Source organism: Paramaledivibacter caminithermalis DSM 15212 (assembly GCF_900142245.1).
Lineage (GTDB): Bacteria > Bacillota > Clostridia > Peptostreptococcales > Caminicellaceae > Paramaledivibacter > Paramaledivibacter caminithermalis.
In genome coordinates, this window is record NZ_FRAG01000077.1 from 1 (window position 1) to 11,820 (window position 11,820).

Genomic DNA, 11,820 nt, shown 5'->3' on the forward strand with positions numbered 1-11,820 from the left:
AGATATGTTAGAATGTTGAAGGTTAAAATGTTTTAGGATCAATCTTTAAAGAAAAAGCTTTATAGAAAGACCTCATTACAACATACAACATTAGAACATATAACAGACCCTCAAAGGTTTACTAAAAAGACTTAAAATTGCACCGAAGGTGCAAATATATCTGGTGACTATGGCGAAGGGGATACACCTGTTCCCATATCGAACACAGAAGTTAAGCCCTTCAGCGCCGATGGTACTTGGTGGGTAACCGCTTGGGAGAGTAGGTCGTTGCTGGTTTTATAAAAAACCTGAAAGAATTTTTATTCTTTCAGGTTTTTTTCATTTACAATTTAAAAAAACTTTATTTTTTAAATATTTTACAAATAAATTTTATCATATTTACAAAAATATAAAAATAGTATATAATTAAGTAAAATGGCAATGGAGATAAAATATGGAAAACAATAATTATAAATTTTTCCTTAATTTAATTCCTTTTTTTAAAAAATTCAAGTTAACTATACTTTTAATTGAATTGCTACTTATTTTACAGGTTATTTTAAATGTACTACAGCCATTATTGTGGGCCAAAGTATTAGTATTATTATTCAATAAAAAATCTGATATTCTAATTTATTATATTATTGGAATAATAGGTATTTATGTTGTTTTATCAATATGTGAGGTAATTGAAAAATATTTAAAAGAAAAAGCAGCCTTAGAAATCACATATAAAATAAAAACATATCTATACCGTACTATAATACATATGGAATATAAAGATTTTTTAAATTTTGAAAAAGGTAAATTACAGCAGATTTTAGAAACTGATGCTCCATCAATTGCATCATCAACTCTAAATTACTTCTTTCAGACATCTCTAAATATAATTCAAATAGCTATTTTAACTATAATTATGATAAAAATGAATTTAATACTTGGTATTATAATATTGTTTTTCACACCATTTATAGCATTTATTAATATTAAGTACGGTTATAGGATTAAAGAACAAGGCAAGAAAATATTAAATACTAGAGATAAGTACATAAATTTTATACATCAAATACTTTATGGATTAAAGAGTATAAAAGTATTAGGGTTAAGAAAAACATTTTTAGAGATATACAAAGAAAAGGCTATTAATGTAAAAAATAAGCAATTAAAGTTTAGCAAAATAGAGATAACTGCATATTTTGTAAAAAATACACTAAGTTTTATTATGTCAATAATAGTACTAGTGGTTGGTTGTATAATGATTTTAAGGGATAGATTACTTTATGAATACTATATTGCATTTACAACATATTCAGATAGGTTTGCTTTAGCCTATTCAAATTTACTTAATCAAAATATAAGTATTAAGCAATTGTTGAATTCTATAGAAAGAATAAACAATTTAGTAGAAAATTATAAGATAGAAGATGAAAGATTTGGAAAATGCAAATGCAAAAATACTGTTGGAGATATAGAATTTCATAATGTTACTTTTATGTATGATAAGAAGCCTGTACTTAATAATATTTCTTTTAAGATTAATGTAGGATCAATATTAACAATAGTGGGGCATAATGGATGCGGGAAGTCAACTCTAGTGAACTTAATATTAAGATTATATAAATGCACAAAAGGTAGAATAACATTAGATGGTGTAGATATTAGCGAATATGATTACAGTTCTTATATAAAAAATATATCTGTTATAAATCAATCCCCTTTTATGTTTGATATGGATATATATGATAACATCACGTTGAAAAATAAGCAATATACTTATGAACAAGTAGTTAAAATAACTAAAGAACTAGGAATTCATGATTTTATAGTGTCTTTAGAAAATGGATACAAAACAAAAATAATGCAAAATGGAGTAAATTTATCAGGCGGTCAAGTACAAAAGTTAATGTTGGCAAGATTAATTCTGAAAAAGAGTAGGATTATGATACTTGATGAGCCAACTAATTTTTTAGATGGAGATAGTATAAATAGATTTATAAATATAATAAATAGATTTATAAATAACAATTTAATTATATTAATAACTCATAATCCAAAGTTAATTAGAGAAATCAATAATGTTCTTTACTTGTCAGAAGGGAAAATTATATGTCAAGGTAAGCATGATGAAATATATGATAAGTATCTTACGTATAAAATATTTTATGACAAACTAAAAAACGATAAGTGTTCAAATAAAAATGTTAGTTAATAGTACTAATATTATAAGTGCTATTTCTAAATATACTTAAGGAGGTGGATTTATGAAGAGAAGTTCTATGGACCTTGTTTATAAGCCAATATCAGGAACAATAGGCTCAGTATCAGGAACAATAGGCTCAGTATCATCAGTATCAGGAACAATAGGTTCAGTATCAGGAACAATAGGTTCAGTATCAGGAACAATAGGCTCAGTATCAGGAACAATAGGCTCAGTATCAGGAACAATAGGCTCAGTGTAAAATTTGCTAAAATAAAGACAATATAAGTCATTAGTTTAATATGTTTATTGCCCAATAGATAATTATAACTTAGAGTTAGTACAAGGGTTATCACAGCTTAAAATATAAGTAGTTTTTCTATTGAATTTTGTTTTTTTAGCCCTAGGACATATGTATTTTATTTTGTTAGTACGTTCCTTTTCACGAGTAATACTATCATAGACCATTGGAATTGAAGAATCATTTGGGCAAAGGGGAACACCGATTTCATTTAAATCAGGCTGTGGCAAATCAGAAGAATTACGTGGATTGATGCTAATGATAGGCATTATGCTTTTGCTATGAAGACAAAAATAGTTATCATTAGCATCAAAGCCACAGTCACTTAAAAAATATTTATATTAGAAATTAGGATATATCTGAAAAAAGGTTTCAAGAGTAGGTATTAAAGACTTGGCATCATACCTATTTTAAATATAATTTAATATAATAAGGTTTTAAATCAATCGATGGATTATTATCAGAATTATAAAAGTTAATGGATGAATATTGAACATTTCTATTCCATACTTTTATAGAAATTTAAGTAAAGACTTTAATTTATACATGTCCAAAATGCCCAAAAACATTGCATATTTGTACATGTATAAATTAAGTTTTACTATGTAAATCTTATACTGATAATTATATTAAATATATAATTTAAACATATTGTAAGAGGGATATATTTATGAGAAAATTATTAAATTTGTTTTAGTTTTGACTCTTTTCTTAGGAGTAATAACTAGCAGTTTCGCAATAGATAGTAGTATAGAATATAAAAATCAATCTATAGTAGTTGATAAAATAATTTTTACAATTGTTGATAAGGCAGACAAGAGAATTGTTACCGCATCATCAGATAATAAAAAAGATATAACCGCAGTATATGATAAATCTACTGGTAAAATAACTAAAGACGGTAAAGTAATTGGTCAGGTTAAAAATCTTGGGCGTGTAGATAAAGACTCTTCAAAGAATAAATCAAAGGATGGATATTAATCAATAGCTTCTGGCATATCATGGGATGATAAGCCATGGTACGGTAGTAGTTCTGATTATACAAAATATCTTGGAACATATGGAAAAAGTGTTACTATTACTGAAGCCGCTATCGATGGAATCTACAAAGCATACGCAATCTATTGGGATTGGGGTAGCATAAAAAATATTCACACAAAAAAGACATGAAAAAATAAAGGTTAAATTAATCTTTTCAAAAATTGATATTTAATTTAAATATTTCAAACTAGGCAATTAAAGATTTAATAGCAAGTGGATTATAAGAATTTAAGTAAAGACTTTAATTTATACATATCCAAAACGCCCAGAAACGTTGCGTATTTGTACATGTATAAATTAAGTTTTACTATATAAATCCTATATCATAGTTTTTAGTTTTAAGCATAAGTATAAAATGTTTTTAAGAATAAAAGCATTAAGCATAGATTCTAGAGAAAAATCTCTGTTTTTACCAAAGTGGGAATAATACTTTTGATAAAAAGAAAGGGTAATAAATTCTTCTAATAAAGTAAGCAGATTGACTTGATTTTTATTATAAAACTTATCAAAATCATTAAAAGCATCGCAAAAAGTTAATTGTTTAGCTGAAATTGGTATAAGCTTCTCCTTTCTTTTTTATAAGTTTTGAGTTATACACAATTTGTTATTATATATATACCCAAAATAGGGGAAGTTTAGCCATTTCAATAGATTAAAAGTCAGTATTTATACGAGTTGTAGAGTTCTGCAACGAGCTATTAACTTAATGATTAGGGGGGTTATCCCCCTACTAATAATTATGGGGGTTTAATGATGAGATATATTAAGTCTGATAAGCTGATATATATAAAAGGAGATAATAAAAATTATATTTACCATAAATATTTTGGCAATTTATGTTTGATTACAGATGAAACATTAAATATTCTGAACTCACTAGATAATATTGAAATTAGTAAATTGGATGAGAAAATATTTGAAAAATTATTAGATAATTATTTTATACATGAAGAAAATTTTAATGAAGATTACTATTTTGAAACGGAGAAGATTTATAGAACACAAAATTTAGATAGTGGATATCTTGTAAGAGGTATTCAACTTATATTATCAAATAATTGTAATTTTAATTGTGCTTATTGTTTTGAAGAAATAAATAATTGTATGGATAGAAAAAAAAATAATAAGAAGAATATGCCATTTTATATAGCTGATAAAGCTATTGAAAAAGCTATTAATAATGTTAAATCTAATGGAAACAATAATTTAACTATTGAGTTTTTTGGTGGAGAACCCTTGTTAAATTGGAATACTATAAAACAAATATTTGATAAATATGGAGATGGTAAAAAATTTGATATACAGCTATTTTATACAATAACTACTAATAGTTCATTAATAAATAAGGAAATGTTAAATTATTTTGAAAAATATGGATGTAATTTAATAATCAGTTTTGATTCGCCTACAAATAAAGAAAGAGTACATAAAGATGGAAGGTCAGCAATGGATATAGTGATTCCTAAGCTGGAGATGTTATTAAATAAAAATATAAATATCGCATTTAATTCTGTTATTTCACGAACAACATTAAAAGATTATAATAATAGGGAATTAGTCAACTTAGCTTATAAATACAATGTAAAGAATATTGGATTAATATTAGATTTAGATGCAAACTATTATAATACTTCTTATGATATAAAACAAGTACGGGATTTGTTACTTGACACATATTGCTATGGAAGAGAAAAGGGAATTAATGTTACAGGATATTGGGAAAAAATATATTCACAAATAATTGGAAAAGAGCCATTGTATTTACTAAGTGGATATAAAACTTGTCCAGCTACAGGATGTAAATTAAGTATTGAGCCAAATGGAGACGTATATATTTGCAAGTGTTGTGTTCAGAAAATTGGTGATATAGAAGATTATGATAATATTTATAAAAGTGATATTTATAAGAATTATAGTAATAGAGTATATAAGAATAGTGATAGTTGTAAAAATTGTGAATTAGATAAGTTTTGTTCAGGGGTATGCATGGGATCAGCTGAAAAAAAAGTAGGTAGTATATTTTATAAAGAAAATATACTTTGTTCACTATATAAAAATATTACTAAAGATCTTATACTCAGTACACCAGATGATTTATTAGAAGTTATATAATATCTAGGAGGAGAGTGGGTATGTTAAATTCAAGAGAATTATTATTATCTAAATATGTAAATACAATAAAGAAGGATGATAATAGTTTTAGATTATTTCATTCAATTCATGGAGGACTATGTGAAGTCGATAATGAGATATATAAGGTTTTGAATTACTTAAAAAAAAGCAGGCTATTAACAGATATTTATAATGAGTTTTCTTATATAGATAATTCAGAAATCAATGATATAGTAAATGAATTTTTTGAAAAAGGATTTATAATTTATAATGGGCAAAATGAAATAGAATCTTATAGGGAGCATGAAAAAAGAAGAATAAATAGAATTGAGACTGGAGAACAAATAAAAGCCATTCAACTGGTAGTAAGCAATAAATGCAACTATAATTGTAAATATTGTTTTACAAATTCTATATATTCATCAAAAGAAAGAGAAATCTATCAAAAACATGATAAAAATCAAATTATGACGCCTGAAAATGCAATAAATTATATAGAAAAAGTAATAGAAAAGATAATAAAAGCAAATAATAAAGAATTGTCAATACAGTTTTTTGGAGGAGAACCTCTTACCAATTGGAATACTATAGAAAGGGTTCTTGACCATTATAAAAATGAAGATAGATTAAAAATAGATTATAGTATAGTTACAAATGGGGCATTAATAACCCCGAAAATATCAGAATATTTAAAAAAATACAATGTTCCAGTAATAATGAGTTTTGATTCTCCTAACAGAAGTCATAGATATACAAATGATGGGTCAGACAGTATAAAAAATACAATTAAAAGCTTAGAGATATTAAAAGAAAACAATAACTATATTGCATTTAATTCAGTATTATCAAGAGATACATTTGATTATTTTAATAATGACATAGTAGATTTTGCCCAAAATTATAATGTATCTGAGATTGGAATCTTATTAGATTTAAATCCAAGTTTCTATAAAGATTTTAACTTAGATGACATTGTAAATAAAGTTATTGATTTATATGAGTATGGGTTAGATAATGGAATAATAGTAACAGGTTATTGGCATATTACATATCAAAATATAATAATGAATAAATCTATAGATAGAGGATATAAGACTTGTTCGGCAACTGGGGGACAACTAAGTATAGAGCCAATGGGAGTTGTATTTGCTTGTAAAGGTTCTTCAGGTTATTTTGGGAATATGAATGATCTAGAAGGATTGCTTTCTTGTGAGAACTATATAAAATATGCCAGTAGGAGCTTTATAAACAGTAATAATTGCATTAATTGTGAACTAATAGGACATTGTTCAGGACTTTGTCTTGGAGCTATTGAAAAAAAATATGGAAATATTATGTATATGGATAAGGGAGCTTGTGATTTGTATAAGCTATTAATTAGAAGATTAATAGAAAGAGAAAAAAATATATTTAGATATGATATAGATGAAAGTAAATAATATTTAATGGGAAAATGGATTTTATAGAAGATTTAGATAATATACCATAGATAGATCCAAAAAAAGTTCATATTTAAAGCATAAAAAAGCGTATGAAATAACGAAGATAGTAATTATAATATTTATAATTGCAATTCAATGGATTATGATTATGATGTCGCTAGGTTTTAATATTAATGTAGCAATGGTTGTACGAATAGGAATAGGATTACTTTTTATTGTTATTGGTAATTTCATGAGTCAAATTAGACAAAATTATTTCTTTGGTGTAAGGACTCCATGGACTCTTGCAAATGAAACAGTATGGAAAAAGATTCATAGAATAGGTGGATTTTCATTCATGATTGAAGGAATAATACTAATAATATCATCATTTTTTATAGGCATAATTGCACTAGTTTTATTTATTGCAGCTATAGGTATTGCAACATTTTATCCAACGATATATTCATATATATAGATTTCCAATAGTAAAACTTAATTTATACATATCAAAATATCCAGAGTTTTAAGGATTTTTGATGTGTACAAATTAACTGTTTTACTGGAACATCTATAGATTATAAAAAAATATCTAAAATATAACATTATCCAAGATTTACCTTGTTTCATATGAAACATTGTTTTTTATAGTATATTTTAATTTTTAAAATATCTTAGGGAGTTTTAATATTTCATTTGAGTGATTTTTATAAGCTTGTTTTTCTATTTAAAATCATATCCAAAAACAGGTTTATTATATGAGGGAAAAGAAAATATTAAAACTCCCACCATAGAGGCAGGTTAAAATATAATGTTGCTATAAAGCTTCAACAAAATTTTTGCCTTTTTCAATCATAAGCTTCACATTATTGGTAGAAGTTGAACCTAGTGAAACCTTAGATTCTATACATGTTTTAATTTTCACCTGTTTACTTATATCATCCTCAAAAAATGAGGAAAAATTTTTAAATTGTTCCAATGTTAAATCTTCAATACTTTTGTTGTTTTCCAAACAATATAAAACCATCTTACCAACGATTTCATGGGCACTTCTAAATGGAAGACCTTTTTTAACTAAATAATCTGCAATGTCAGTAGCGTTCATAAAGCCTGAATTTGTAGCCTTTTTCATATTTGATTTTTTTATTATCATAGTATCTATCATATTATTAAAAATTTCAAGACAAGGCTTTATATTTTCTACAGCATCAAAAATAAGGGGTTTATCCTCCTGCATATCTTTGTTATATGCAAGGGGTAAAGATTTCATTATTGTCAATATATTGAATAAATCACCATATATTCTTCCAGTTTTTCCTCTTATAAGTTCAGCTACGTCTGGATTCTTTTTTTGGGGCATTATAGAGCTTCCTGTACTGAAGCTATCGTCCATTTCAATAAAATCGAATTCACTGGAGCTCCAAATTATCAATTCTTCACAAAATCTACTAAGATGCATCATTATTATTGAAGCTGCACTTAAGAACTCAATTATAAAATCTCTATCGCTAACAGCGTCTAAAGAATTATCACATAGATTTTTAAATCCAAGTTCTTTGGCAATAAAATTTCTGTCAGTATTATAGGTGGTGCCAGCTAAAGCTCCAGCTCCTAAAGGTAAATAATCCATTCTATCAAAACAATCATTAAGCCTTTGATAATCCCTTTTAAACATTTGAAAATATGCCATCATATGATAAGCAAGGGTTATAGGTTGAGCTCTTTGGAGATGGGTATAACCAGGCATAATAGTATCTAAGTTGTCCTTACTTATTTTAAGTAAAGTTATCAATAAATTTTTTAACAATCCACAGATATTTAATATTTCCTCTTTAAGATATAGCCTAATATCCACAGCCACTTGATCATTTCTACTTCTAGCTGTGTGGAGTTTTTTTCCTATATCACCTATCTTATCAGTAAGAAGCTTTTCGATATTCATATGAATATCTTCATATTCTATCTTAAACTCTATATTACCTGATTCAATATCATCTAGTATCTCTTTAAGACTATCAATGATTTTCAGGCTTTCATCCTTGGATATTATATTACAATTACCAAGCATTTTAGCATGGGCTATGCTTCCAATAATATCGTGCTTATAAAGCTTTTTATCAAAATATATTGAAGCGTTGAATTCATCTACTAATTTTGCTGTGGTTTTTGAAAATCTTCCACCCCATAGTTTCATATTATTTGTTTCTCCTTCTTATTTTTATTTTTTTTCATCATTGCACCTATGGTTAACGGTAGGGTAAATAAGTTTATAAAACCTTCTGCATCTTTTTGATTATAAACATCATCTTCACCAAAGGTTACAAAAGCTTCATTATATAGAGAGTAAGGTGATTTTGTTGCAACTGTCTTACAGGTTCCTTTATAGAGCTTCATTTTAACTGTACCAGTAACAACTTTTTGAGTACTGTCAACAAATTTATCAAGGGCTTCTTTAAGTTGAGTAAACCATAGCCCATCATATACAAGCTGAGCATATTTTTCTGATACCATTTTTTTAAAATTAAGTACAGCTCTGTCTAAGACAAGCTTTTCTAAGGAATTATGAGCCTCAAATAATATGGTTCCACCAGGAGTTTCATAAACGCCACGGGATTTCATACCTACAAGTCTATTTTCTACAATATCGATTATACCTATACCATTGGCACCACCTAAATCATTTAACTTACATATTAAGTCAACAGGTGAATATTTAACGCTATCAATAGCTACAGGAACACCATATTCGAAATCAATTTCAACATATGTTGGTTTATTAGGTGCTTCTTCAGGTTTTACAGTCATAAGATACATGTCATTATCATGTTCATTCCATGGATCTTCTAGATTTCCGCCTTCATGACTTATATGCCAAAGATTTTGATCACGACTATAAATTTTTTCTTTTGTAACTGGAATGGGAATATTATATTTCTTTGCATAGTCTATACAATCTTCTCTAGATTTTAAATTCCATTCACGCCAAGGAGCAATTATTTTTAAAGATGGATTTAAAGCTTTTATAGTAGCTTCAAAGCGTACTTGGTCGTTACCTTTACCAGTAGCACCATGGGCAATAGCTACAGCCCCTTCTTTTTCAGCTATTTCAACTAATTTTTTTGCAATAAGAGGTCTAGCAAAGGAAGTTCCCAATAGATAATCATTTTCGTAAATTGCACTGGCTTTTAATGTAGGATAAATATAGTCGGTAACAAATTCTTCTTTAACGTCTATTACATATACTTTTGAAGCACCTGTTGCAAGAGCTTTATGTTTAACAGCAAAAAAATCCTCTTCTTGACCTACATCAACGCAAACTGCTATAACATCAAGATTATGTTCTACTTCTAACCATTTTAAAATTACAGAAGTATCAAGTCCGCCAGAATATGCTAATACAACTTTATTTCTATTCATAAATATACCTCCCAATGTATTCTTATTAATATATTATAGCAAAATATAAGAAAACTTCAACATAAATATTATAATACATTTATAAATATTCATTAAATATTTATAGAAGCTTTTGAATTTTAAATATTAAAAATATTCTAACATTGACAAAAATATATTTATAATGTACAATGACGGTGAAATATAAGAATATTCTACTGGTAAACGCTATCAGTTTTTATAGTTGGAGGTAATCATGGAAAATATATTTAATGAAAAAAAGGGAAATAAATCATTAACGTCAATGATTTTCGAGAAGATAAGAGAGGATATTTTAATAGGTAAGTACACTAGTGGGGAGAAGATCGTTGAGGCAAAGCTTGCTGAAGAATTTGGTGTTAGTAGGACACCAGTGAGGGAAGCTTTAAAGCAGTTGGAGCTGGATGGTCTTGTTGATAATATACCTAATAGAGGAGTTATAGTTAAGGGTATATCTAATCAAGATGTTGAAGATATTTATACCATTAGAATCGCTATTGAAGGTATAGCAGTTAAATGGGCAATAGAAAGAATGGATGAAAATGATTTACAAAAACTAAAGGAAATTTTCGAATTGATGGAATTTTACAGCTTTAAAAAAGATATAGATAAGATTGCAGAACTTAATACAAAGTTTCATGAAACAATTTATAATGCTACTAAGAGTAGATATCTTGAGCATGTTTTAAAGGATTTCCAATATTTTATGAAGACTACCAGGTATAAATCTTTAAGATCTCCTGGCAGAATGGAAAGCGCTTTAGAGGAACATAGAAAAATATTGGAAGCATTCACTGATAGAGATATAGATAGAGCTGCAGAAGCAATACTAAAACATGTAAATAATTCAAGAGATAATGCTAAAAAAGTTAGCACAAAAGTTTAAAAAGATATATTAAATTAAATATTATTTTATTATTATATGGGTAAATTACATGATTATCTTATATAACTCAACTTTCGCAGCACAAAATAGCCAGCTTTTCCTTTAAAACAGTAGGTAGCGAAGCTATAATATAATTCATAAACTCATTTAATTGTTTCTTTGTAAGCGATAGCTTTTCAGTTAAAGCATCTTTTAATAAATCTAAGATTAAGCTGATAGATTCAAAGAATTTAATATCTTCCAATTCATCACAACAAAGATAACATAATCTTCCTATTGAACGATGGTCAGCACTCTTTCTATTTTCTACAGATAACATGATGTATCTTGTAAATACAATGGTTGTATGAGCTATCATACAGTCATAAGAACGTCCTTGAAATTCTTTCAAGAAAAGGGAATGTTCTTACTATATTTTTTGAATTTTTCATTCAAATCTCAGTTTTTT

11 protein-coding genes and 1 rRNA gene are annotated in these 11,820 nt (G+C 26.9%); 8 read left to right on the forward strand and 4 right to left on the reverse strand.

Annotation, left to right across the window (positions count from 1 at the left end; all coding sequences use genetic code 11):
• Window positions 1-159 precede the first annotated feature (159 nt).
• From rrf to tigB, 3 genes are all read left to right on the forward strand, one after another.
• Window positions 160-276: ribosomal RNA gene (gene rrf / locus BUB36_RS17100) — 5S ribosomal RNA — on the forward strand.
• A gap of 157 nt (window positions 277-433) precedes the next feature.
• Complete coding sequence (locus tag BUB36_RS17105) at window positions 434-2,188, forward strand: ABC transporter ATP-binding protein (protein WP_073153082.1); 1,755 nt, start codon at window positions 434-436, stop codon at window positions 2,186-2,188.
• 52 nt (window positions 2,189-2,240) lie between these two features.
• Entirely contained in the window at window positions 2,241-2,438 is a 198-nt protein-coding gene (gene tigB, locus BUB36_RS17110) for a methyl-cyclopropylglycine-containing RiPP peptide TigB (protein WP_073153085.1), read from the forward strand.
• Between the two features lie 62 nt (window positions 2,439-2,500).
• Here the strand turns inward: tigB and BUB36_RS19500 are convergent, their stop codons facing one another.
• On the reverse strand, window positions 2,501-2,746 hold the full coding sequence (locus tag BUB36_RS19500) for a hypothetical protein (protein ID WP_131821333.1): 246 nt from the start codon (window positions 2,744-2,746) through the stop codon (window positions 2,501-2,503).
• Window positions 2,747-3,176: 430 nt separating this feature from the next.
• On the opposite strand from BUB36_RS19500, the gene BUB36_RS17115 reads away from it, so the two are divergent.
• From BUB36_RS17115 to BUB36_RS17130, 4 genes are all read left to right on the forward strand, one after another.
• Window positions 3,177-3,458, forward strand: coding sequence for a hypothetical protein (locus tag BUB36_RS17115; RefSeq protein WP_073153089.1), 282 nt, complete (start codon window positions 3,177-3,179; stop codon window positions 3,456-3,458).
• 813 nt (window positions 3,459-4,271) lie between these two features.
• Window positions 4,272-5,630, forward strand: a complete 1,359-nt coding sequence (locus tag BUB36_RS17120) for a radical SAM/SPASM domain-containing protein (protein WP_073153094.1) — start codon at window positions 4,272-4,274, stop codon at window positions 5,628-5,630.
• Between the two features lie 20 nt (window positions 5,631-5,650).
• Window positions 5,651-7,069 (forward strand): radical SAM cyclopropyl synthase TigE, encoded by a 1,419-nt coding sequence (tigE, locus tag BUB36_RS17125; RefSeq protein ID WP_073153097.1) that lies wholly within the window; start codon window positions 5,651-5,653, stop codon window positions 7,067-7,069.
• Between the two features lie 151 nt (window positions 7,070-7,220).
• On the forward strand, window positions 7,221-7,529 hold the full coding sequence (locus tag BUB36_RS17130) for an SdpI family protein (RefSeq protein ID WP_073153100.1): 309 nt from the start codon (window positions 7,221-7,223) through the stop codon (window positions 7,527-7,529).
• Window positions 7,530-7,868: 339 nt separating this feature from the next.
• On the opposite strand, the gene argH is transcribed toward BUB36_RS17130, so the two are convergent.
• The gene (argH, locus tag BUB36_RS17135; RefSeq protein ID WP_073153103.1) at window positions 7,869-9,245 is read right to left on the reverse strand and encodes an argininosuccinate lyase; all 1,377 of its coding nucleotides are present in this window, start codon (window positions 9,243-9,245) and stop codon (window positions 7,869-7,871) included.
• The gene (locus BUB36_RS17140) at window positions 9,242-10,468 is read right to left on the reverse strand and encodes an argininosuccinate synthase (RefSeq protein WP_073153105.1); all 1,227 of its coding nucleotides are present in this window, start codon (window positions 10,466-10,468) and stop codon (window positions 9,242-9,244) included. The genes argH and BUB36_RS17140 overlap by 4 nt, the downstream gene beginning before the upstream one ends.
• 235 nt (window positions 10,469-10,703) lie before the next feature.
• Here BUB36_RS17140 and BUB36_RS17145 point away from each other — a divergent pair, with 235 nt between their 5' ends.
• Window positions 10,704-11,372, forward strand: a complete 669-nt coding sequence (locus BUB36_RS17145) for a GntR family transcriptional regulator (protein ID WP_073153119.1) — start codon at window positions 10,704-10,706, stop codon at window positions 11,370-11,372.
• Between the two features lie 67 nt (window positions 11,373-11,439).
• On the opposite strand, the gene BUB36_RS17150 is transcribed toward BUB36_RS17145, so the two are convergent.
• Window positions 11,440-11,730 (reverse strand): hypothetical protein, encoded by a 291-nt coding sequence (locus BUB36_RS17150; protein WP_073153122.1) that lies wholly within the window; start codon window positions 11,728-11,730, stop codon window positions 11,440-11,442.
• Between the last annotated feature and the right edge of the window lie 90 nt (window positions 11,731-11,820).